Source organism: Cytophaga sp. FL35 (assembly GCF_014349235.1).
Taxonomy (GTDB): Bacteria; Bacteroidota; Bacteroidia; order Flavobacteriales; family Flavobacteriaceae; genus Euzebyella.
Window position 1 is genome coordinate 1 of record NZ_JACSOH010000016.1, and the last position, 23,025, is coordinate 23,025.

Genomic DNA, 23,025 nt, shown 5'->3' on the forward strand with positions numbered 1-23,025 from the left:
TACCAACACCGTTACCACTACGGCTACCGTTTCTGGTAACACTTGGACGGCCACGGATGCCGATATCTCCGGATTGGACAACGGTACCGTTACAGTGACCGCGGACGTGACCGACGTAGCCGGCAACCCGGCCACTGATAACGACCCAATTACCTTGGACAATAACACTCCAGAGGTAGATAGTTTTAGCACTATAGACATTACACCTATTTTAACCGGTCTAGGAGATGCCAATGAACAATTGACCATTGAATTGGACACCAATAGTGACGGAACTACAGATGTTACTTACCAAGTAACAACGGACAGCTCTGGAAATTGGAGTCTTGATACCGGTAGTGCTACTCCAATCAGTGGTAGCTTCCCATCCCTTGGTGATCAGGATGTAATTGATATCACAGCCACCGATATTGCAGGAAACAGTAATACGGGAATTGTTACCCTTTCTGTAGATACCGATGGTGACGGATTGAACAATAACGAAGAGATTACTCTTGGCACCGACCCTAATAATCCAGATTCCGATGGGGATGGTATCAACGACGGACAAGAAGTGTTGGACGGAACCAATCCTTTGGATGATTGTGATTCAACTGACGGTATGCCTCTTGGCTCAAGTGATTGCGATGCCGATAGTTTGACCAACACGGAAGAAGCTGGTTTGGGTACGGACCCGAACAATCCGGATACGGACAATGATGGTTTATTGGATGGGGAAGAGGTGACCTTGGGAACCGATCCTTTAAATGCCGATACCGATGGGGATGGCATCAATGACGAGCAAGAAGTGTTGGACGGAACAAATCCTTTGGATGATTGCGATTCTATTGGAGGAACTGCTCTTGATGACAGTGATTGCGATGCCGATGGTCTTACCACAGCGGAGGAGTCTAACTTAGGTACCGACCCTTCACTGGAAGATACCGATGGGGATTTAATTCCTGATGGTCAAGAAGTTCAGGATGGAACTGATCCATTGAATCCTTGTAGCAATAGAGGAGGAACTCCACCTGCAGGAACCCCTTGTGATATTGATATAGAAACCGATTTGGTGGCCCCGGGCATAAATGACGGACGTTTTATCATCAATAATATTGAAAGCTTCCCGAACAATACGGTAGAAGTATACAATAGATGGGGCGTAAAGGTTTTTGAAACTGAAGGTTATAATAACGTAGACAGGGCCTTTAAAGGAGTGTCCAATGGAAGAGTGACCATTAATAAAGAAGAGGAATTACCGGTAGGTGTTTACTTCTACATTATTAAGTATGTCAATAACAATGAGCATAAATCAGTATCCGGTTACTTGTATGTGAATCGATAAGATTTGAAATATAAAAAGGTAGTCAGGGGTTGCCTACATGAAATGGAGCTACGCTCTATGTGTACCCTAAGCCTATGACAACCTACAGATTGAAAAGGAGAATTTAGTTAGGAATGGCCAAGCCATGGTGGTGAATCCGATTGTACATCGGAGCTGGGGAGCAATCATCACTGTGGTCTTGGTTATTTTTTTAGTCGTTTGCTAGGTACAAAAACCCTTGAAACTCCAAATTTAAATCGTCCAAAGACACGATGTAGAAATACACCCCGGAAGGCAATCCGCCCTCACGATTGATGACAAAGTTATTTTGGTTGGATAGGCCGTTGAATTCATTGGTGTAATTGGTTTTTTCAAACACCTTGCTTCCTTGCCTGTCAAAAATCATCATATGGTTGTTAGGGGAAAGCGCCAGTTCTGGAATTTCCAAGAAATCATTGATTCCGTCGCCATTGGGCGAAACAAAGTAATTCTCCAAATCTAAAAAATCTCTGGGTTCCCCAAAAGCCCCAAACGTAAGTATCTCATAATCATTTGGTACAAAGGAACCGGAAATGGCCACTCCGTTGATCAAATCTCCCACAGAGGCCGGTCCGCCCAACATTTCCCATTGGTTGGTAATCTTGCTCCAACCTACCACCACTATTTCTTCTACATCCCCACTTAAGGAACCAATATCACTGCGATTGTTCCAAGTTAGTTGTACAGAGGAAGGCACGGAACCTTCCAGTCTCCAAAATTCGGTGGTACTTATTTCGTCTATACCGTTGGCGCGGCTATTGGTGCTAAAAGCCGGAAATTCACTGGGGCTGTTAGGATCTTCAAAAAAATAGGCCGCTTTTGCCAAATTGTTGATTCCTTCGGAATTTAAACTTAGTTGACGTAACTGTTCTGAATCGCCTACCGGAAAGGTAAAGTCTTGCTGACCGCTCACACTGGAATACCCGTTGACCTTACTGGCATTGTTTTCCCCGGAAGGGAACGCTGTATCTAAAAAGTTAAGGGTAATGCCGGGTTGCGCCGGGATGGTAATGACATCTCCGGAAATAAAATTGGCATTGTTGCTCACATTTACGGGATTGTTTAAAAAAGTACCCGTCTGGGTGAGAAACTCCACATCCTGAAAAGTAGGGGGGAGGCTACCGTTGATAGAGCGGCTATCTGTACTATAAAAACCGGCCAGACCTTGGTTTTCATCAAAAGAGCCGTCATTGATTAGATCGGTATGAAAGCCCATTTCCCCGCCTTCGTGAATACGCAGGTTGCCAGTATTGTACAAGGCGGTTTGCGCACAAAGACCGGCACTTAAGAGCAGAAAAGGTATGTACAGGGTGTTTTTCATTTTTTCCGAATAAAGCTCAACTTATTAAGGTCTTATTATTGTATAAAACCAATCTAAATCTACAGGTTGAAAGTCACTAGGGGTACTTTCGTTAATTCCAGGAGTTCCCGGGTCATCAGGGGATCCCGGTACGAATTGATATATTTCAACTGTAATGCTTGTAGCAGTTTGGTCTGTTACCTGAATCATTGTAGGTAAAGGAATCCCATTATCCATGACAGTAGTCTGAACAACATAATTTGTTCCGCCCATATCGGGAAAGTTTACGGTTTTGACTCCTGCCAATACTTTTCCCTTAGCGGCGATTTCAGAATTTACCCATTCGGTACCGGTGGTGGTAGTGGCCAATATTTGACCATTTGTGCCTACCCCGTTACGAGCAATAATATTTCCATTATCTATTCGAATACTTCCTTGAACGTGTAGTTTTTCTTGTGGATTATTTTCTCCAATACCGACATTCTGATTGTCGTCTATCCTAATTGCTTCAGTCCCTCCTGTGGAAAAACCAATTTCATCATCAGTTGCCCTGAACATCCCGGTATCAGTATCACCATTGGTAAAGAAACTATAACTTGGTTCGTTGTTGGAACCACCATTTGCCGCAAAACCTCTTTGGGCTCTTATTTGGCCTATTACATGAAACTTATCTTCCGCTTGATTAGGAATAGTGTTATCCAAATTATCAAAATCAAAATTTCCAATACCCACATTACCAGTACCTTCAAAGTATATCGCTCCATTATTTAAATCATACTTTCTATCTGTGCTGGCGGTTTGCTGTAAGTTGGTGTTACCAAGATTCTGTCCTCCACTTACAGCGGCTAGCTTCCCAATAGCTTCTTCGACCGTGGTTTCGTTTGTTCCGTCTGAGTCGATATCCAATGCATTCTGAAGGTCTACCTGAGTTCCATTAAGCGTTGTCCACCCTGGGGTAGTTCCATCGGTTAGCAATACTTGGTCTGCCGTTCCTCCTGTAGGAACACTACCTGTTCTAGCATTCAGCTTTGCAATCGCTTCTTCTATGGTGGTTTCGTTTGTTCCGTCTGAGTCGATATCCAATGCATTCTGAAGGTCTACCTGCGTTCCATTCAGTGTAGTCCACGCTGGGGTAGTTCCATCGGTTAGCAATACTTGGTCTGCAGTTCCTCCTGTGGGTATACCTCCCCCAGTTCCCCAAACGGTTGCTCCTGATGGGTTTATGGTAAGAACATTACCCGGGCTTCCAGCTCCATTTTGAGCAATAAGATTTCCGTATAGTTGAATGTCCCCATTATTTTTTATGGTAAAGGCTTGATCGGTAAGAGCGGGGATTGAGTTATCGCCAACTTGATTTTGTAAGAAATGGAAATCACCAATGCCCCAAGGTCCGGTCCGCTCATACACCAAACCACCTTTACCAAAACTTCCAAGTGATTCAACGGCAAAAAGTATACCTGCGGCGCCACCACCCGTATCAGTACCGTTTTCGTTTTGCAATTGTAATGGATAGGACAGTCCTTGTTGTGGATGTGATGGGCCGATTCGCTCACTTATAACAACTTTTGAATTATTACCAGGGGCAGGACTTCCTGCTTGTCTACCAACATACAGAGCACCATAAGTGTTTGAACTAACTGGTCTTGCGTTGGTGTCCCAAATTAGTCCAAAATCATCGTTGGGGTTTGTATTGTCCTCGGTTGTTGTAGGGGTACCGTCTGTATCTGCAAATAAGATGGATTTGGGCGTTCTTCTTGGAGCTAAAGAATCGATAGGAACGCTTAACGTACCATCACCATCTGTTATGCTGAGACTATCATTTACGACTGCAAATGCAGTATTGTTACTTCCGCCTGTGGCTGCAGCTATTTCAGAGAGGGCAACTTTTAAATCTCCACTATTATCACTAATTACCAAGCTATCATTTGCTACACTAAAGTTTGTATTGGCATTTCCTATACCGGCTAATGAAACACTCAATGTGCCGTTACCGTCGGTAATATTTAGACTATCATTTGCAATATTTAAAGCGGTGTTATGGCTACCCGTTCCGTTTGCTAATTGAGCATCTATACCAGCTAGGTGGGCTTCCACATCGGCCGTAGCCGCCGTGTAATTGGTGGGTGTGGCAGCTACGGGTACTTGAGCAGCATTTTGAGTGGTACCTGTACCACCATCCAAAGAACTAAGGTCTACGGTTATATTATTTCCTGCTTCCGTAATCACCAATTCATTCGAGGCATTAAGAACGGCATTGGTAATAAGTTCATTATCCACAGCTGTGTCAACCCCGGTAACATTTATTTGATAAGGAGTCGCAAGGGAACCGTCACCTGATACTTGCGTAGTAGTTGTACTAATAATGTTAGTTTCGGTACCATTTGCGCCAGGTAAAACTATACTATTGGCTCCTGAAAGACTTAAAATTTGGCCATTAAGCGAAAGACTTTGAATTTCATTAGTGGCATCATCATCAGGATCATCATAAAATGCGCCATCAGTTCTAATCTCAATACTGTTATTTACATTTGGATCCACAATTTGTGCATTGGTGATAAAACCTAAGTTGTTTTGGAACATTGACAAGTTAATATTGTCTCCATCCAATGCCACACTATCTACTGCATTCTCAAAGATATTTTCTCTATTTACGGCAGCGGGGGCTAATTTCGAATTACCTATAGACCCGTTTTGAATATCAAGTCCGTTAATACTATTGTCTGCAATATGATCGGTATTTATGCTACCTTCTAAAACTTCAAAATGTGTACCTTGGGTCGTTTCGCTAATCGCTATTGTTGGAAATTCATATATAACGGGATCCGCCGTAAGGTTACCTGCCGCTGCACCACCTTCGCAAAGGTTCACCCACTGGGAGCCATCGTAATAGAATACACAATTTTCCGTGGTATTATAGACCAAGGCACCTCGGGTGGGCACAATGGTGGCCATTTGGGCTGCATCTACACGGGTAATTACCAAAACCTTGTCATTGCTCTGCAATTCCAACAAGGAAGTGGCATTAATGTTCTGGGGGTCGTCTCCAATCTTTACTTGGGCAGTAGCCAAAGTGGTGGTCAAGAGACCCATAAAAAGAAGTGGTAACGCAATTCTATTCAGCATAGATCAAGATTTAAGCTATTAGGGTCAACAAAAATAAAATTATCCGCTTAGTTTGCTAATATTTAAGGATGAACTACCACGAAGCACAGTTGAACGGGTTAAAGTTTTTCCTACAAGAGTCAGGTTTCGACCTACATGTAGGCACAGAACGAATTAACAAAAGTTTAGAGACCGGTTTTTTTATAAGACCTTAACATGTAGTTTCTTTATGAACTTTTTAAGTTGATTCCGGTAATTTTAACCGACCTTTATTTTCAAAATAATGCGAGGATAAGCACTTTGTAAAATACACTTATCCATTTCTAAATTATGTAATAAAACAACCCAATGAGGAATATCCCTACCTTAATTTTTATACTTTTTTTATCCCTTTTCGCACAAGCCCAAGAGGAAGATAGGGCAATGGTGAGAGGTACCGTGCTATACAGAAATGTACCCGTACCCAACGAGAATGTCATCAATATTACAACGGAAGATGCGGTAATTTCCAACGATGGCGGACAATTTGCCATTGAAGCGAAAGTGGGGGATGAATTGGCTTTTTCCGCCGTTAATTACCAGCTAAAGGTAGTAAAGCTCACTCAAGCCATGATCGATAACGGTAGACTGGTGGTGGAAGTAAAGGAAAAGATTACGGAACTGGACGAAGTAGTGGTGAGCCCGGAAAACCAAGAACGTTTTTTAGCTGTAAAGAACCAAGAATTCAAGGAGATAGAATATGAGATAGACCGTTCTACCGAAGTAGAGAATACCGCTTTAAGCCAGTCTGAACGAGGTATGGAAAACGGACTCAATTTTGTAAACATCTTCAAGGCCTTGGCAAAAGCGGCCCAAAAGGACGATGTGGAGCGACCTAGATTAAAAATGAGCGAAGTGCTTAGGCAAGTGTATGATGATGAGTTCTTTGTGGTGGACTTAAAACTTTCGCAAGATCAAATATTGGACTTTTTAAGTTATGTAGATACGCGTGCTCCCGAATACAATTTGCTATTGAAGCAAAATGAATTTGAGCTGATAGATTTTTTGGTCACTGAAAGTAAGGCGTACCGTAAGCAGGTAGATGAATAAATTAAAGCATCCGTTTTGGCCGATGATGGGAAAAGCAGGTTGTAAGCAACCGCTGGCTTTTTCTTTTTCTCTAAAACGAATATCTTTTTTGATCTTATTTCTTCTTTTCCTTCCTAAGATTTATTCCCAAGACCTTTTTCAAAAAAAGTTGGAAGGCAGGGTCTACAGTAAAGATGGCGATGTGGCTGCCACCCATGTGCTCAATACCACAACCCAAAGAGCTACCATAACCGATTTACAAGGTTTTTTTTCCATTCCGGTAAGCTTGAACGATACTTTGGTGTTTTCCGCTGTACAGTATAAAAAGAAGGAAATCAAGGTAACCTTAAATGTGTTGGATTCCAAATTGTTACTTGTTCCGCTGGAAGAAGGGATTACCGAACTTGAAGAAGTGGTGGTCATGCCCTATAATCTTTCGGGCGCTATGGACAAGGATTTAAACAGGTTAACAATTGAACCTGTGGTAACGGCTTCCACCTTAGGACTGCCAAATGCCTATGCCATATTTCCTACCCAAGCGGAACGGTTGCTGAACGAGGCAACCACCGGGGGCGGCTTTTTGCCCTTAAATCCTATCTTGAATGGAATTTCCGGTCGCACAAAAATGTTGAAGAACAGGGTGAAACGAAATGCAACCTATGCAAGGACCAATAGGGTGAAGGCATTTTACCCAGATTCTGTCTACGTAAAGCAATTTAAAATTCCGAAAGAAAAAATAGATGACTTTATGTATTTCTGTGAGGTAGATCCCGTTTTTCAAGCAACCGTAGATACCCATGACCGACTCAAGATATGGGAATACCTCAAAAAACGGAGTGCCACCTACCGCGACAACAACGGGCTATAGAAATCCGTATTATGGCATAGGTTTTGTTTAAATTTGCACCTAAATAGCACAGGTATGCGAATGATAGTCCGCTTTATTCCCCTTTTCGTACTCCCTTTATTGGCATTTTCCATAGTACATAAATTTTATGTGAGCGTAACCAACGTGAATTATTCCGAAAAGGATCAAGCTTTACAGATTACCAGTAGGGTTTTTATTGATGATTTGGACCGGCTCCTTATGGCCAGGTATGACTTGGAGGCAAAATTGGCCTCTGAAGAAGAAAACAAAATGGCCAATGCCTACATTGAAAAATACCTGCGCTCCAAGTTTGTGGTATCGGTAAATGGTTCACCGGTGGAATATGACTTTATAGGGAAGAAATACGATGCAGATGTGGTGGTGCTTTATCTGGAAGTGCCTAAAGTGGATTTAAATAAGACACAATCTGTACAAATCGAAAATGAGATGCTCACGGATTTGTTCGATGATCAACAAAACGTGGTTCACATAAAGATAAAAGATACCAAGAAAAGTTTCGTACTTATCAAATCGCATCCTAAAGGAATGTTAAACTTGTAACATTAGATTAACGATTCCTTAAAAAATTTTATTTTTCACAGATTAATAACTAAAGAAGCAAATGACTAGATTCAAGTATCACTTTTTGTCCGCTCTTTTCCTGTTCGCAGCTTTGGCGACAGCTCAAGAGGAACAAAAAAAGGAAAGAGAACCGGGACACTACAACCAAAGCAAGTTCAAACAAATGTACGAGGAGTTTGCCACTCCCAATAATTACCGTTCGGCGTCAGGAGCCCCTGGTCCCGATTACTATCAGCAACAAGCAGATTATGTAATGGACATAGAACTGGATGACAAGAACGCTAAGATTTATGGAGAGGAAACCATTACGTACACCAATAATTCCCCTGATGACTTAGAGTACCTATGGGTGCAATTGGACCAAAATGTGCGTGCAAAAACGTCTAAATCCCCTCTTAGGGACGGTGGTGGTGTGCCTATGGCAGAACAGGCCGGTTCCTTTGTCCAAAAGTATATCACAGAACCTTTTGATGGTGGTTTTAACATTGAATTTGTGAAGGATGCCAATGGCAAAGACCTGTCTTATACCATAAACCAGACCATGATGCGGGTGAACATTCCGCAACCTTTAAAAAGCAAGGAGCAAATTTCCTTTTCCATCAAATGGAACTACAACATTCCTGATCATACCGTAAACAGGGCCCGTTCCGGATTTGAATATTTTCCAGAGGATGGCAATAGGGCTTACGTAATTGCCCAGTTCTTTCCAAGAATGGCCGTTTATAGTGATGTAGAAGGCTGGCAAAACCACCAATTTTGGGGTAGTGGGGAGTTTGCACTTCCTTTTGGGGATTATGAAGTGAACATAACGGTTCCTGCAGACCATGTGTTGGATGCCACGGGAACACTTCAAAATAGAAAGGAAGTATTCTCCAAAGAGATGATGAAGCGTTATGAGAAAGCCAAAAAGTCGTATGACAAGCCGGTAATTATTGTAACCCAAGAAGAGGCTGAGGCCGCTGAGAAAAACTTCAGTACTAAAAAGAAAACATGGAAATTTAAGGCAGAGAACGTTCGTGATTACGGTTTTGCCACTTCCAGAAAGTTTATTTGGGATATGCAGGCCGTTAAATTGGGCAATCGAGATGTCATGGCCGTTTCTATGTACCCAAAAGAAGGGAATCCACTTTGGGAAGAGTATTCTACCAAAGCCGTTGCCCATACGTTACGTTCGTATTCTGCACATACATTTGATTATCCTTATCCTAAGGCTATTTCGGTACACGCCAAAAACCAAGGAATGGAGTATCCTATGATTTGTTGGAACTACGGAAGGCCTAATGAGGACGGTTCGTATTCCGATCGTGTTAAATACGGTATGATCAGTGTTATTATCCATGAAGTGGGTCATAACTTCTTTCCTATGATCGTTAACTCCGATGAGCGACAATGGGGTTGGATGGATGAAGGTTTGGACACTTTTATGCAATTTATGGCAGAACAGGAATTTGGTGAAGCGTATCCAGAAGCGATTGCTCCTAACAGCACGTATCCATCTAGAAGGGGAGAGCCTTCTAAAATTGTACCTTATATGAGTGGGGACCAAAGTACCATTGCCCCAATTATGAGCAACCCGGAGAACGTTTACCAATTAGGACCCAATGCCTACGGGAAGCCGGCTACCGCTTTGAATATTCTTCGTGAAACGGTCATGGGACGTGAGCTTTTTGATCATGCTTTTAAGACGTATTCCCAACGTTGGAAATTCAAGCACCCAACCCCTGAAGATTTCTTTAGAACTATGGAGGATGCCTCTGCAGTAGATTTGGATTGGTATTGGAGAGCTTGGTTCTATACTACGGATTATGTGGATATAGGTGTAAAAGGAATCAAGAAATACTATGTTTCTGATAAGCCTAGCAAGAAAATGCAGGAATATATGGCAGCCAGAAACATTACCGAAGCAGATTTACCTCCATTGGTATATTTGGCAGAGGAAGACAGTGAAGATGCCGATCCCAACTTAAAAGGGAAAGCTCCTTCGGATAATTCTAAATCCCTCAAGGAATTTATGATGGATAATATGACCGAGAGCGAAAGAGCTGCGGTAAAGGAACCAAAGTATTTCTATGAGGTTACTTTTGATAAACCGGGAGGCATTCCAATGCCATTGATAGTGGAGTATACCTATGCCGACGGTAGTACCAAAAATATAACCTATCCGCCTGAAATTTGGAGAAAAAGTGATAAGGAGGTAAGCGTTGTTATTTCCTCACAAACAGAATTGACGGGTATTGTGGTAGATCCAAAAATGGAAACTGCGGATATCGATACCACTAACAATTCATGGCCGGCCCAGAACGGACCTTCGGACTTTGATAAAATGAAGGAAAATATCAAAGGGAAGTAATCACTATCCCTGTTTATATAGAAGACCTGTTAGGCTAAAGCAAATTAAGTTGCTTGCTAAAAATCCTGACAGGTCTTTTTAGTTTCGAACCTAATCTTCACTATATTTGCTGTATGTACGGTATGCATTTATTATTTATTAGCGGCGGTGAGATATTCTTTATCATGTTCATCGTAGTCATGGTCTTTGGAGCGGATAAGATTCCGGGGATTGCCAAAGGTCTGGGTAGTGGTATGCGTCAATTGAAGGATGCCACGGAAGATATTAAAAGGGAGATTCAGAAAAGTGCCGAAAAGCAAGGAATAGATACCAGCTTTGTAAACGACATCAAAAATGATATTGATGATGTAAAAAGCAATCTTACCGATGGTATTGGAACTGACATTAAAAAAGAGGTAGACCAGGTTAAAAAAAGTGTGGACGAAGTAACCGGAACCATTAAAAGAAGTTAGTCTTGCTAGAAAGAATTCTAGAATGGGACAGACAAACCTTTATCTACTTAAACAACCTGGGCATTGATGAATATGATGCCTTTTGGACTACCATTACCAATTTCAGTACTTGGATTCCCCTCTTTCTGCTTTTTATCTATTTAATCTTTAAAAAGTATCCCAAACGGGAAGCGATTTTCGTAATCGTTACCATCTTGTTGCTATCCTTTTTTGTGGATACGCTAACGGATTTGACCAAACACTCCGTAGCGCGTCTAAGGCCTAACAACAATACGGAAATTAATACTTTGATACGCATTTTAAAGAACCCAACAACGTATAGTTTTTTTAGTGGGCATTCTGCAAGTTCCTTTTCCATTACCACTTTGGTGGTCTTGTTTTTAAGAGATCGTTTTAAATGGAGTTGGTTGTTCTATATTTGGCCCTTGCTCTTTGTAATGAGCAGGATTTTTGTTGGCGTTCACTTTCCTATAGATATTTTGGTAGGCGCTACCGTAGGAATTGTTTCCGCCATTTTTTTCCATTATCTGTATGTAAGGCTTATAGGACCCTCGTTAGGGTTAAACCGTCCCTAATGGGAAGTAAGACCGTTTCTACCCTAGAATCTTCCTTCAGCATTTTATTGTACTCCAAGAGTATAGGCGTCACTTTATCTTTTTTCTCCAAGGGTTCTATTACCTTGCCGGACCAAAGCACGTTATCTGAAAGTATAATACTGCCAGAAGTCGTTTTTTTCAGCACCCTTTCAAAATAATCGGGATAGTCCTTTTTTTCTGCATCAATAAAAACAAGGTCAAAAACTACGTCTAAATTTGGAATGATTTCCTTGGCGTCTCCAGTATGTTGAACTATTTGGGAAGCCCAAGCACTTTTTTGAAAGTACTTTTTTTGAATAGGCTCCAGTTCTTCATTGATGTCAATGGTATGGAGCATTCCGTTTTTTTGCATGCCCTCTGCCAAACAAAGTGCCGAGTAGCCTGTATAGGTGCCAATTTCGAGAATATTCTTGGGCGCTATTATTTTAGAAAGCATACTTAGAACCCTACCCTGAAAATGACCGGTAAGCATTCTGGGCCTAAGAATTTTTAAATGCGTCTCGCGAGTGAGTTCCTGCAATAATTTTGGTTCCTCTTGAGAATTATCCTGTATGTAATTCTCTAGTACAGCAGATAAAAAATGCATGCTTTAAATTTTGTGCAAATATAAAGTACTTTGTAATCTTGTTAGGAAATGCAATATGACTATTATGAGCGAGTATTCCCTACGGACGGCAAAAGTGTCCGACCTAGATTCTTTATTTTCCTTTGAACAGGAAATTATCAAGGCCGAAAGACCTTTTGACCCAACTATACAAAAAGGAGAAATAAGTTACTATGACCTAAAAGAGTTGATTTTAGGTGATGAATCCGAGGTTATGGTCATTGAGTGGGAGGGCACTTTAGTAGCTTCCGGCTATGTGAGATTACGGTTGGCTAGGCATTATCTAGATCATAAGGATTATGGGTATTTGGGTTTTATGTATACGCACCCTGATCACCGTGGCAAGGGCTTGAACGCGCAAATAGTAGAGGGGTTAAAGGAATGGTCCTACCAAAAGGGGATTAAGGAGGTTAGGCTCACGGTGTACAGCGATAACCTTCCAGCGGTCAAGGCTTATGAGAAGGCAGGGTTTAAAAAGCACATTATTGAAATGCGCTTGCCAAGGGAGGAAGATTCCTTTTGATTGGGGATGAAGTCGTACTTTTGAAAAAACCTCTTTTTATGCAGTTTGAAAATACCTTGGGCTTTGCCCAATCCTTGGATAATGAAGACCGTCTTTCTAAATACCGTGAGCGATTTCATTTTCCAAAAGTAAAGGGTAAGCAGGTAATTTACTTTACTGGAAACTCCCTGGGCCTGCAACCAAAGAATGCTCCTTCCTTCGTGAACGATATAATGGAAGATTGGGCCAATTTGGCGGTAGAGGGCCACTTTCATGCCGAAAAACCGTGGTGGGACTACCATGAGCGCTTAGCCAAACCTATGGCCAAAGTGGTAGGTGCTAGGGAAGAAGAGGTTTGCGTAATGAACACCTTGACGGTAAATCTTCACTTATTAATGGTTTCCTTTTATAGACCTGTTGGGAAAAGAACCAAGATAATTTGTGAAGAAAAGGCGTTTCCATCCGATCAGTATATGCTTCAAAGTCAAGTGAGACACCATGGTTTTGATCCTGATGAGACCCTTGTTGAGATAAAAAAACGCGAAGGTGAACATTTTTGGAGGACCGAAGATGTACTTTCTAAAATTGAAGAGGTAGGAGAGGAGTTGGCCTTGGTCCTAATTGGAGGTGTCAACTATTACAACGGTCAGGTTTTTGACATGGAGGCCATTACAAAGGCTGGGAAAAAGGTGGGCGCTTACGTAGGTTGGGATTTGGCCCATGCGGCCGGTAATATAGAACTTGAATTGCACGATTGGGAAGTGGATTTTGCCGCTTGGTGCAGTTATAAATATATGAACAGTGGCCCTGGAAACGCTTCGGGAATATTTGTTCATCAAAGCCATCTGAAGAATCAGGACATTCCGCGGTTTGAAGGCTGGTGGGGCACAAAAAAGGAAACTAGGTTTTTAATGAAGCCGGAATTTGAACCCACCGGAACTGCAGATTCTTGGCAATTGAGCAATCCTCCGGTTCTATCACTGGCACCTTATTTGGCATCCTTAGAAATGTTTGAAGAGGTTGGGATGGCCACCCTTATTGAAAAACGAAATCTTATTGTGTCCTATTTGGAATTTATCTTAAAGGTAATTGATGAGGAAACCACCGGGTCCTTTGAAATCATCACCCCGGAAGATAGGGGGTGTCAGCTATCCGTTTTCTTACATGGACAAGGAAGGCAACTTTTCGAATACCTCATGGAAAATGGGGTAATTACAGACTGGAGGGAACCCAATGTCATTCGGTTGGCGCCAGCTCCATTTTATTGCTCCTTTGAGGATATGTATAGGTTTGGACAGATTCTTAAGGAAGGCATTCTAAAAAACTGATTACATATCGATTGGCGCACCCATTTTTTCAATTATATGATGTATTTCATTGCGCAGTTTGTCCTCATCAATAGGTTTTTTTATGATGTGAAGTGGTTTTGTATGCGAAGCCTTTTCCAAAGTAGGCTTGTCTGAATTGCCCGTTAGGTATACGAATGGAATATGATACTTTTCCTTTATTTGTTCACCTACCTCTATGCCACTTAGTTTGCCGGCCAGACCAATGTCCAAAAGTATAAGATTTGGGTTTTTTGTTTCGATCAAATCAAGTGCGTCAATACCGTTGTCCACGGCACCAACTACCCTGTGGCCCATTGACTCTATGCCAGATTCTAAAAACATCTGAATAATAAAATTATCCTCTACAATAAGTACTTTTAAATCCATATCATCATCATTTTATTGGTTCAAATTTTGTATTGCCTTTCTGCTTTCTATGAAATTTGTTCTATCTCTTTAAATGTAATAATATAATAGGTTCCTTTTTTAGTATTGTCCTTTTCAATATTACCCCTTAACTGCAAGGTCAATTTGTGAATTAATTTAAGTCCAAGGGATTTGGTATTTCTGAAATTGATGGTATCTGGGAAACCAACGCCATCGTCGCTAATAATCAGTTTATAATTATGACTGGAACTTTCGATTCTTTCAAGTTTTATAAAAATTGTTCCTTCGTTCTCATTAGCAAAACCATACTTTAATGAGTTGGTTACAATTTCATTGACAATTAAACCTAAGGGAATGGAGGTGTCAAGGTTTAGGTGAATATTATCGATTTCCGTTTTTAACTTGATATTGCTGCCTCTGCCCTTCATGGACTGAATTAGAGCATTCACCAACTCCGAAACGTATTCCTTATAGTCAATTCTACTAAGGTCGCCACTTTTATACAACATTTCATGAACCATGCCCATGGAGTTGATACGGTACTGGCTATATCTAAAAAGTACTTTTATGCTTTCGTCTTCAATAAAACTGGATTGCAAGCTGAGAAGGCTTGCTACTACCTGTAAATTGTTTTTTACCCTGTGATGAATTTCCTTGATCAAGGTGTCTCGCTCTCTCAGTTGAGACTCAATGTTTTTATTGAGTGCTGAAATCTTTGAATTCTTTTTTAGTAGCGTATAGGTAATTATCAAAAGAAATAGAACGCCTAAGGACAGTAGAAGACAGTTACGATAAGTTGTTTTCTTAAATTGTGCCAATCTAGCGTCCACCAAATCTGTGTTGGCCCTAGTGTATAATGTCCAAGATTGGTTACCTTCCAGGCTTAGTTTTTTATGATAAAACTTGGCATGTTCATGTTTATCAAGAACATTTAAATCTTCATCAAAGGGTTGGTAAAGTTGCTTTTGTTCATCAAAAAATATCACATTATCGCCATTTAATAAGCCGATGTTTTTACCGGTAAAAGAATCAAACCAATTTTTAATGTTGAGGTTCAATCCAATAATTCCTATTTTTTCACCCTTTACAAATAATGGGGTTAAAAACCGAACAGTAGGTCTATAAGGTTTTTCAATCTCCCCGTTTTCCATATTTAAGTCTAGTTTGGAGACATACAATTCTCCTTCATTAAGCTTAAGTGCTTCCTGAATATAGTACCTATTGGTTTTGGACTGCAGTTCTTTATCAGGAACTATCCTTACCCCATTTTCAACAATTTCTACTTTAATGAGTTCCATACCAGTGGAATCAATAATTCTCGCCTGAAAATAGTTGGGGTCCATTTCAATGAATTTGGACATTTTAAAGGCAATAAGTTCCATCTCATCCTCATTGATCATTTCCAATTGTACCATATTACGTATCATGGAAATGTTCTTTTTACTGATGTCATAAAGATTCAAAAATTGGTTCTGAGCGCGGTCAATTCTATTGGTTGCCCGCACTTGTTCCAACTCAAGAATATTGGTAGTGAAAGTGTCAATTCTATAAGATGCGGAAGTCCATATAATTACATTGGTAATGAGAAACAAAACCAAAGAAATTATTATCACATTAACGGATGTTAATTTGAGTTTCATGGACTAGCAACTTTTTTAAATAGGTTGTCTCTATAAGAATTAAAAATGTTTGATAGAAAGTATAAAATTATTGATATTAATTTAACAGATTCTTAAAATTTTCAGAAAATACTTACGTTTTTTAGTTTATTTTGTAAGTAATTGTTTGTCAGGGTGTTAATTTGATTTGCTTGTGATTAAGGCTAAATTTTCATTAGAATTTAGAGGATTTCCTGTGATATAATCCACTATATTCGGTGGTTTATTTGATAGCCTACTATGAGATCACTTTTATTAATACTTACCAACCCCCGCTATTTTGGCCCTTCATGGGTTTTTGCCAGTATCAATATTCTTTTTGGAACATGGGCTATTTATATTCCTACCGTGAAGGATCAATTGGGGATAGACAAATCTGAATTAGGTATAGCTCTTTTTTTTCTGGCACTCGGAGTTTTTACCATATTTCCCTTTGCCTCTAAAGTTATTGATAAAATGGGTGTTGGGAAGGCCACTAGGGCAGGAGTACTTCTTAGTTGTCTTACCGCAATTTTGCCGTTACTTGCCCCTAATTATTATTCTCTAGCAGCTTCGTTGTTTCTTTTTGGTATTTGTAACGGATTCACGGATATTTCTATGAACACCTTGGTTACTGAGATAGAAAAAGAAGATAAGGAAAAATTCATGTCCGCCTCCCATGGTTTTTTCAGTTTGGGCGGTGTTTTGGCCGGCCTGGGTAGTTTTCTGATAGGTCCCTTGGGCAATCCTCCTTTACATATGTTTCTTGCTATTTTATTGGTTTTGGTGGTCAATATGGCTTTTTTTAATCGTTATAAGAATGTGGTAGCTCCCATTGAAGAAAATGATGGCTTTAGTTGGTCCTTGTTCAAACCTTTGTTATTGCTTGGGTTTATCTCATTTTTTTCAATGGGGAGCGAGGGTGCTATAGTGGATTGGAGCGGTCTATACTTAAAGGAAGTGAGTTTAGCACCGGAATTTTTGTGGGGAGCTGGTTTTTTAGGTTTTCAGGTGACCATGACCGTAGGTAGATTTTTGGGCGATGGCATCAGTTCTAAATTGGGTTCGATAAAAATGGTGGCATTGGCCTCCATTATGGTGATGCTTGGGTACGGTTTGGTGCTTACGACTCAAACACATATGGCTATTGCGGGATTTGCCCTAAGCGGACTTGGATTCTCGGTTATTGTGCCCGAGGTTTTTAGGATTGGAGGCAATGTAAAGGGCGTTGATTCCTCCAAAGGTGTTTCCTTTATAGCAGGAACAGGTTATGCCGGATTTTTGGCGGCACCACCTATTATAGGTTTTATTGCGGATACCTCTTCCTTGTTTACCTGCTTTATTGTTTTATTGGTCTGTTCAAGCGCTATATTGCTTTCCACCATTATTCTCCAGAAAAGAAAAAGGTCTTCTAATTGACCTCTACCCCTGTAAAATAAAGTTTAAAGTTCCCTTCCTCATTTTGGTGCATGTGTGCCAGTTTTAATCCGCCTTTATCTTGATAGTCTTCCCAAGTAGTGGTCATGGAAGGCTCTTCTTGATTGCCCTTTCTAAAGACCCATTCCTTTACCATAAAATCGTCCGTAAAATAGAAATCATAGGCATCTCCAGGAGTGTAACCTCCTTCTTGCCCATAAAGAACGGTTAGCTTTTGCATATTCTTTTTACTGATAGGGGCTTCTACATTTTTTGAATGTTCCGAAGTAATGCTATTTTGGTCCCAAAGAATGTTTATAGGTGCCATGAGCCAATATTTGTCATTTATAAAACCACCATTTTTTTCGTAGGCAAGGCTATCCATATCATTGCGATTGTAGGTAAGGCTTTCATCACCTGCAATGGCAGTCACTTCATTGGCTTTCGGTTTCCAGAGCCAAGATCTTTCATAGTGGGTAGTATCTCTATCCACATTAAACGTAAATTTTAGTTCTTGCACGTTTTTCCAATTTTCATAACCGTTGGCATACGCAATTTTTTCAAGTATCGATAGTTCCTTGGCCGGGGCTTCAACCTCCTTTTTAGGAGCTTCTTTACAAGAAATAGCTAAGACGGAGGCCATAAAAGAAAGGATAAAAAAGTTTTTCATAATCATTGGTTTTTTTCAAAGATACAGTATTTTGTAACTAAGTATTGGGTGGTATGCCGGTAGCTGTTTTTTGCTATTATGAGGAAAAAGTGCTGGTTAGGCATTGAAATAAATTGCGTAATTTTGACTATATCAAAAAAGATAAAATGAGTTCTAAAAAAGGAAAAGTACAAGAAGCTATAGATGAAAAATTATTGGAAGAAAGAAAAGTATTCCTATGGGGCATGGTAGATGACGATTCTGCCAAGCACGTAATTGATCGCTTAATGTACCTTGACATGCAGAATAATAAGGAGATACAGCTCTTTATCAATAGCCCTGGTGGATACGTAACTTCTGGTTTTGCCATGTATGACACTATAAAATCATTAAAAAGTCCGGTTTCAACTATTTGTACCGGTTTGGCTGCAAGTATGGGCTCTATTTTGCTTTCTGTAGGGAAAAAGGGAAGACGTTTTATACAGCCACATGCACAGGTTATGATTCATCAGCCCAGTGGTGGGGCAAGAGGCCAAGCTTCCAATATTGAGATTCAGGCAAAGGAAATAATTAAAACAAAAGAATTGAGTGCTAAAATTTTGGCCGATAATTGTGGTCAAGACTATGAAAAAGTACTCAAAGATTTTGATAGGGATTATTGGATGAACGCTCAAGAATCCATAGAGTACGGTATTGTGGACGGTATTTTAGAGTGAACCGGAAATATCAACTAATAAAAAAGTCCTTCGCAATTGAATTGTGAAGGACTTTTTTTGGATATATATAGACGCTCTCGCGGAAGTTTAAATTATATACGTTTTGTTCATTGTAAATGGCTTACATGCGTCCGTTAAATAAATACTAAGACTTTAAAATCGCTCAGGATGGTCAATTACCTCTTGTGCTCGTTTCTTTAATTCCAATAGTTCTTTGTTATCTTTTTTATTCAGCAAGTTCATCATCATGGCCATGCGGTTGTTATCCTTAAAATGTGCTCTTTTTTCATCCAAGAAATTCCAATACAACGCGTTAAAGGGGCAGGCCTTTTTACCTAGTTTTTTAGTGTGGGAGTAGGAGCATTCCTTACAATAATTACTCATTTTATTGATGTAGTTGGCGCTGCTTACATAGGGTTTGGTGCCTACAATGCCTCCGTCTGCAAATTGACTCATACCCCTGGTATTGGTAATTTCTACCCATTCAATCGCATCTATATATATGCCCAGATACCAATCATCTACCTCTTGCGGGTCAACCATGGTTAGCAAAGCATAGTTTCCGGTAATCATCAAACGTTGTATATGGTGTGCATAAGCCTCATCCAGACTTTGTTGAATACTGTTTTTGAGGCAGTTCATTTTAGTGTTTGCTGTCCAATAAAAGTCCGGTAATTTGTTCTTGTTTTCCAATTGGTTGAGTTGGGCGTACTCTGGCATCTCCTTCCAATAAATGCCACGCATATATTCCCGCCATCCCAAAATCTGTCTCACAAATCCTTCTACTTGGCTAATGTCTATTTGATTTTTATGTTCATAATAGAAATCGAGCACTTTATCTATTACTTCTTTAGGGGAAAGTAATTTACTGTTCATGACAAAGGATAGGCGAGAGTGGAAAAGAAATTTCTCCGTTGTATGCATGGCATCTTGATAGTACCCAAAGTGTTCTAGTAAGTTTTTGCAAAAATAATTTAACACTGATAGGCCATCTGCTCTCGTAATGGGCCAATTGAAATTTTCAGGTTCAATATTCCCAAATGTTGATACCTCTGCCTTCTCCAAATCGCCGACAATGTCCGAAACATCCTTTCTAAATCCTCTTTCGTGCGGAATTTCAGGCGCTCCGTTCCACTTTTTTCTGTTACTCTGGTCAAAGTTCCATTTGCCGCCTTCCGGTTGGTCATTATTCATCATTACACCATGTTTTTTGCGCATCATCCGGTAGAAACTTTCCATGACCAAAGTTTTTCTATTGGAAAAAAAGTTCTTTACCTCGTATCTGCTGGTGTAGAAATGTTCTGTGTCCTCACAGTTGGTGTCAATATCTAACTTATTGCAAATGGATGTAAGCTGCTCATCCAGGCGATATTCATCCGGAAGTAAGTATTCAAATTTTTCTGCCTTCGTTTGTTTTAGAGCTTTTTTTATGATGTCATCCAACTTTTGTGGATTGTTATCGTCCGTTAATTTAAAATAGATGAATTGATGTCCTTTGTCGGACATTTCATCTTTAAAATAGCGCATGGCACTAAAAAAGGCTACTACCTTTTGAATATGGTGTTTTACATAGTCCGTTTCTTGGCGCATTTCTGCCATTAGGTAAACTACTTCTTCATCCACTTTTTGGAACCAACTATGTTTGTGGTTGAGCTGATCGCCCAAAAGTAATCTTAGTGTTTTCATTTTGTACAGCCTTAGTTTCAATTGCAAGTAAATAGGTAAACGACTATACGGTTGACCCTTTCAAATTTTATATGAACCGCTTTTTAGCACTATATTTGTTTTTATTGATTTATTTAATCGCTCAGCTCCGTACGTCAGCTAGTCATGAAAAGGCTTTCAGCCGTACGATTAAAAAGTTTTCAATACTATTTAATTACGTAAGCTTTAGATACCCTTGTTCTTAAAAAGGGCGGCATTTACATATTTATGACTCAAACTCCTAAAAACATTGCCATAATTGGTTCCGGACTTGTAGGATCGTTATTGGCAATTTATCTTAAAAAATTAGGGCATGGTATTACTGTTTTTGATCGTAGACCCGATATTAGAAATATAACCTTTTCCGGCCGTTCCATTAATTTGGCCATGAGCAATAGAGGTTGGAACGCCTTGGAACATGTAGGTATTGATGATGAAATACGGAAAATTGCCATTCCTTTGGATAAGCGAGCCATGCACGTTATTGACCAGCCTTTATATTTTCAAAAGTATGGGAAGGAAGGGGAAGCCATTTGGTCTATTTCAAGAGGGGTGCTCAACAAAAAAATGATTGACCTTGCAGAAGAACAGGGAGTGGAGTTTCGCTTTGAGGAAAAGGTTTGGGATGTAGACCTTCCGGAAGCAAAAATTTTCACAGGTGAAAGTGAAAAAGGGGAGTGGAAAGAATATAAATATGATCTTATTTTTGGTTGTGATGGAGCTTTCTCCCGTGTTCGCCATAAAATGCAAAGACGCAGTAGATTTGACTATTCCCAAGATTTTATAGATGTAGGTTACAAGGAACTTTCCATACCTCCCAATGCGGATGGAACCCATCAATTGGATAAACATTCTTTTCATATTTGGCCCCGAGGAAAGTTCATGTTAATTGCTATGCCCAATTTGGACGGAAGTTTTACATGCACCTTGTTTTTACCTTTTGAAGGTGAAATTTCTTTTGAAAGCCTGCAGACCGAGGAGGATGCGAAAAACTTCTTTAAAGAATATTTTCCAAACGTAAGACAAGTGATTGATGACCTTTTAGGTGATTTTTTCAAAAATCCAACCAGTGCTTTGGTAACCATGAAGTGTTATCCTTGGACCTATTGGGACAAGGTGGCTTTGGTGGGCGATTCTGCCCATGCCATAGTGCCTTTTTATGGTCAAGGAATGAATGCCGGTTTTGAGGATATTTTTGTTCTAAACGAGCTTATTAAAGTTCATGGAGATGATTGGCATGCTATTTTTAAAAATTACCAAGAAAAGCGAAAGCCCAATGCCGATGCCATTGCGGAATTGAGTTACCGTAATTTCATTGAAATGAGCAGCAAAACGGCCGACCCAAAATTTCTGTTACAGAAAAGGATAGAAAAGCATTTTGCCTCCAAGCATCCGGAAAAATGGGTTCCTGCTTATAGTAGGGTCACATTTTCATCCAGACCCTATGCGGAAGCTCTCGCAGAAGGGGATGCCCAAGAAAGGATAATGCAGGAAGTTATGAAAATGCCTGAAATTGAAGAGAAATGGGACAGTATAGAAGTAGAGGAAAAGATTTTGTCTCTTCTATAATCTATATATGGTCTAGGAATAAAAAAACCGCTCTCAAGGAGCGGTTTTTTTATTATCTATTTTTTACGAATTAAAGTTTCGTAAAAAGCTTTTGCATTTTTTCTTGCTCTTCTTCTGCTAGAACGGGATCTACCAAAATTCTACCACTGTGCTCATCCGTGATGATTTTTTTGCGAGAAGCGATCTCTACTTGTACCTGCGGAGGAATGGTAAAGAAAGAACCACCGGAAGCACCTCTTTCAATAGGAACAACTGCAAGACCGTTCTTAACATTGTTACGGATACGGGCATATGCCTTTACCAAGCGTTCCTCTATATTGTTTTGGTACTTTTCTGATTCTTCCAAAAGTGCTTGCTCTTCCTTTTCGGTTTCCGCAAGAATAGCATCCAATTCACCTTTTTTATGCTTTAGGTGTGCCTCACGCTCAGAAAGACGCTCTTTAGTCTCAGAAATAACCACCTTCTTTTGTTCAATCTGCGCCTTAAATTCCTTGATGTTCTTTTCGGCCAATTGAATTTCAAGTTCTTGGTACTCCAATTCCTTGCTTATAGAGTTGAATTCTCTACTATTACGAACATTTTTCTGTTGTTCGCCATATTTTTTGATCAATGCTTTGGCTTCCTCGATCAAGTTTTTCTTAGCACCAATTTCAAAGTTGATGGTTTCAACATCAGTTTTTAATTTGTCTATCCTGGTTTTTAGTCCAGTTACTTCATCTTCCAAATCCTCAACTTCCAGTGGCAACTCTCCTCGAACGTTGCGTATTTCATCCACCCTTGAATCGATCAATTGCAGGTCATACAAAGCCCTAAGTTTTTGTTCTACTGTAGCGTCTTCTTTTTTTGCCATAAA

At 40.1% G+C, this 23,025-nt stretch carries 20 protein-coding genes; 12 read left to right on the top strand and 8 right to left on the bottom strand.

The genetic code is table 11. The annotated features are described in order from the left end of the window. On the top strand, positions 1-1,324 hold a 1,324-nt coding region (locus BIZ36_RS13370; protein WP_187458414.1), incomplete at its 5' end, for a T9SS type B sorting domain-containing protein. A gap of 190 nt (positions 1,325-1,514) precedes the next feature. On the opposite strand, the gene BIZ36_RS13375 is transcribed toward BIZ36_RS13370, so the two are convergent. Further along, complete coding sequence (locus BIZ36_RS13375; RefSeq protein WP_187458415.1) at positions 1,515-2,663, bottom strand: T9SS type B sorting domain-containing protein; 1,149 nt, start codon at positions 2,661-2,663, stop codon at positions 1,515-1,517. 24 nt (positions 2,664-2,687) lie between these two features. Further along, positions 2,688-5,765, bottom strand: coding sequence for a beta strand repeat-containing protein (locus BIZ36_RS13380; protein ID WP_187458416.1), 3,078 nt, complete (start codon positions 5,763-5,765; stop codon positions 2,688-2,690). A gap of 327 nt (positions 5,766-6,092) precedes the next feature. On the opposite strand from BIZ36_RS13380, the gene BIZ36_RS13385 reads away from it, so the two are divergent. The 6 genes from BIZ36_RS13385 to BIZ36_RS13410 all read left to right on the top strand — a co-directional run bounded on the left by BIZ36_RS13385 (position 6,093) and on the right by BIZ36_RS13410 (position 11,639). Then, the gene (locus BIZ36_RS13385; protein WP_187458417.1) at positions 6,093-6,833 is read left to right on the top strand and encodes a BamP family beta-assembly machinery protein; all 741 of its coding nucleotides are present in this window, start codon (positions 6,093-6,095) and stop codon (positions 6,831-6,833) included. 88 nt (positions 6,834-6,921) lie between these two features. After that, on the top strand, positions 6,922-7,680 hold the full coding sequence (locus BIZ36_RS13390) for a carboxypeptidase-like regulatory domain-containing protein (RefSeq protein WP_222937393.1): 759 nt from the start codon (positions 6,922-6,924) through the stop codon (positions 7,678-7,680). A 54-nt stretch (positions 7,681-7,734) separates the two neighbouring features. After that, on the top strand, positions 7,735-8,241 hold the full coding sequence (locus BIZ36_RS13395) for a DUF6702 family protein (protein WP_187458418.1): 507 nt from the start codon (positions 7,735-7,737) through the stop codon (positions 8,239-8,241). A gap of 61 nt (positions 8,242-8,302) precedes the next feature. Next, positions 8,303-10,612, top strand: a complete 2,310-nt coding sequence (locus BIZ36_RS13400) for a M1 family metallopeptidase (RefSeq protein WP_187458419.1) — start codon at positions 8,303-8,305, stop codon at positions 10,610-10,612. Positions 10,613-10,734: 122 nt separating this feature from the next. Further along, positions 10,735-11,064: a Sec-independent protein translocase subunit TatA/TatB gene (locus BIZ36_RS13405; RefSeq protein ID WP_187458420.1), complete on the top strand. Its 330-nt coding sequence runs from the start codon at positions 10,735-10,737 to the stop codon at positions 11,062-11,064. 2 nt (positions 11,065-11,066) lie between these two features. Further along, positions 11,067-11,639, top strand: a complete 573-nt coding sequence (locus BIZ36_RS13410; RefSeq protein WP_187458421.1) for a phosphatase PAP2 family protein — start codon at positions 11,067-11,069, stop codon at positions 11,637-11,639. On the opposite strand, the gene BIZ36_RS13415 is transcribed toward BIZ36_RS13410, so the two are convergent. Beyond that, positions 11,605-12,246, bottom strand: a complete 642-nt coding sequence (locus tag BIZ36_RS13415) for an O-methyltransferase (RefSeq protein ID WP_187458422.1) — start codon at positions 12,244-12,246, stop codon at positions 11,605-11,607. The two genes, BIZ36_RS13410 and BIZ36_RS13415, sit on opposite strands and share 35 nt — an antisense overlap. A gap of 64 nt (positions 12,247-12,310) precedes the next feature. Here BIZ36_RS13415 and BIZ36_RS13420 point away from each other — a divergent pair, with 64 nt between their 5' ends. Continuing rightward, entirely contained in the window at positions 12,311-12,787 is a 477-nt protein-coding gene (locus tag BIZ36_RS13420; protein WP_187458423.1) for a GNAT family N-acetyltransferase, read from the top strand. 38 nt (positions 12,788-12,825) lie between these two features. Beyond that, entirely contained in the window at positions 12,826-14,094 is a 1,269-nt protein-coding gene (gene kynU / locus BIZ36_RS13425) for a kynureninase (RefSeq protein WP_187458424.1), read from the top strand. Here kynU and BIZ36_RS13430 read toward each other — a convergent pair whose 3' ends face one another. Next, a complete protein-coding gene (locus tag BIZ36_RS13430; RefSeq protein ID WP_187458425.1) occupies positions 14,095-14,481 on the bottom strand; it encodes a response regulator in 387 nt (128 codons plus the stop codon). A gap of 47 nt (positions 14,482-14,528) precedes the next feature. Continuing rightward, on the bottom strand, positions 14,529-16,121 hold the full coding sequence (locus BIZ36_RS13435; RefSeq protein WP_187458426.1) for a sensor histidine kinase: 1,593 nt from the start codon (positions 16,119-16,121) through the stop codon (positions 14,529-14,531). 258 nt (positions 16,122-16,379) lie between these two features. On the opposite strand from BIZ36_RS13435, the gene BIZ36_RS13440 reads away from it, so the two are divergent. After that, positions 16,380-17,537 (top strand): MFS transporter, encoded by a 1,158-nt coding sequence (locus BIZ36_RS13440; protein WP_187458427.1) that lies wholly within the window; start codon positions 16,380-16,382, stop codon positions 17,535-17,537. On the opposite strand, the gene BIZ36_RS13445 is transcribed toward BIZ36_RS13440, so the two are convergent. After that, positions 17,530-18,204 (bottom strand): hypothetical protein, encoded by a 675-nt coding sequence (locus tag BIZ36_RS13445; RefSeq protein WP_187458428.1) that lies wholly within the window; start codon positions 18,202-18,204, stop codon positions 17,530-17,532. The two genes, BIZ36_RS13440 and BIZ36_RS13445, sit on opposite strands and share 8 nt — an antisense overlap. 146 nt (positions 18,205-18,350) lie before the next feature. Here BIZ36_RS13445 and BIZ36_RS13450 point away from each other — a divergent pair, with 146 nt between their 5' ends. Next, a complete protein-coding gene (locus BIZ36_RS13450) occupies positions 18,351-18,899 on the top strand; it encodes a ClpP family protease (protein ID WP_187458429.1) in 549 nt (182 codons plus the stop codon). A 153-nt stretch (positions 18,900-19,052) separates the two neighbouring features. On the opposite strand, the gene BIZ36_RS13455 is transcribed toward BIZ36_RS13450, so the two are convergent. Then, the gene (locus BIZ36_RS13455) at positions 19,053-20,585 is read right to left on the bottom strand and encodes a cryptochrome/photolyase family protein (protein ID WP_187458430.1); all 1,533 of its coding nucleotides are present in this window, start codon (positions 20,583-20,585) and stop codon (positions 19,053-19,055) included. 246 nt (positions 20,586-20,831) lie between these two features. Between BIZ36_RS13455 and BIZ36_RS13460 the strand changes: the two genes are divergently transcribed. Then, positions 20,832-22,172, top strand: coding sequence for an FAD-dependent oxidoreductase (locus BIZ36_RS13460; RefSeq protein WP_187458431.1), 1,341 nt, complete (start codon positions 20,832-20,834; stop codon positions 22,170-22,172). A gap of 70 nt (positions 22,173-22,242) precedes the next feature. Here the strand turns inward: BIZ36_RS13460 and BIZ36_RS13465 are convergent, their stop codons facing one another. Next, positions 22,243-23,022, bottom strand: a complete 780-nt coding sequence (locus BIZ36_RS13465; RefSeq protein ID WP_187458432.1) for a zinc ribbon domain-containing protein — start codon at positions 23,020-23,022, stop codon at positions 22,243-22,245. Between the last annotated feature and the right edge of the window lie 3 nt (positions 23,023-23,025).

What these genes read in the sequence shown, in the direction of transcription:
- BIZ36_RS13375 (WP_187458415.1), bottom strand. Translation starts at nt 2,663, where the DNA reads ATGAAAAACACCCTGTACATACCTTTTCTGCTCTTAAGTGCCGGTCTT.
- BIZ36_RS13380 (WP_187458416.1), bottom strand. Translation starts at nt 5,765, where the DNA reads ATGCTGAATAGAATTGCGTTACCACTTCTTTTTATGGGTCTCTTGACC.
- BIZ36_RS13385 (WP_187458417.1), top strand. Translation starts at nt 6,093, where the DNA reads ATGAGGAATATCCCTACCTTAATTTTTATACTTTTTTTATCCCTTTTC.
- BIZ36_RS13395 (WP_187458418.1), top strand. Translation starts at nt 7,735, where the DNA reads ATGCGAATGATAGTCCGCTTTATTCCCCTTTTCGTACTCCCTTTATTG.
- BIZ36_RS13400 (WP_187458419.1), top strand. Translation starts at nt 8,303, where the DNA reads ATGACTAGATTCAAGTATCACTTTTTGTCCGCTCTTTTCCTGTTCGCA.
- BIZ36_RS13405 (WP_187458420.1), top strand. Translation starts at nt 10,735, where the DNA reads ATGCATTTATTATTTATTAGCGGCGGTGAGATATTCTTTATCATGTTC.
- BIZ36_RS13415 (WP_187458422.1), bottom strand. Translation starts at nt 12,246, where the DNA reads ATGCATTTTTTATCTGCTGTACTAGAGAATTACATACAGGATAATTCT.
- BIZ36_RS13420 (WP_187458423.1), top strand. Translation starts at nt 12,311, where the DNA reads ATGAGCGAGTATTCCCTACGGACGGCAAAAGTGTCCGACCTAGATTCT.
- kynU (WP_187458424.1), top strand. Translation starts at nt 12,826, where the DNA reads ATGCAGTTTGAAAATACCTTGGGCTTTGCCCAATCCTTGGATAATGAA.
- BIZ36_RS13430 (WP_187458425.1), bottom strand. Translation starts at nt 14,481, where the DNA reads ATGGATTTAAAAGTACTTATTGTAGAGGATAATTTTATTATTCAGATG.
- BIZ36_RS13435 (WP_187458426.1), bottom strand. Translation starts at nt 16,121, where the DNA reads ATGAAACTCAAATTAACATCCGTTAATGTGATAATAATTTCTTTGGTT.
- BIZ36_RS13440 (WP_187458427.1), top strand. Translation starts at nt 16,380, where the DNA reads ATGAGATCACTTTTATTAATACTTACCAACCCCCGCTATTTTGGCCCT.
- BIZ36_RS13445 (WP_187458428.1), bottom strand. Translation starts at nt 18,204, where the DNA reads ATGAAAAACTTTTTTATCCTTTCTTTTATGGCCTCCGTCTTAGCTATT.
- BIZ36_RS13450 (WP_187458429.1), top strand. Translation starts at nt 18,351, where the DNA reads ATGAGTTCTAAAAAAGGAAAAGTACAAGAAGCTATAGATGAAAAATTA.
- BIZ36_RS13455 (WP_187458430.1), bottom strand. Translation starts at nt 20,585, where the DNA reads ATGAAAACACTAAGATTACTTTTGGGCGATCAGCTCAACCACAAACAT.
- BIZ36_RS13460 (WP_187458431.1), top strand. Translation starts at nt 20,832, where the DNA reads ATGACTCAAACTCCTAAAAACATTGCCATAATTGGTTCCGGACTTGTA.
- BIZ36_RS13465 (WP_187458432.1), bottom strand. Translation starts at nt 23,022, where the DNA reads ATGGCAAAAAAAGAAGACGCTACAGTAGAACAAAAACTTAGGGCTTTG.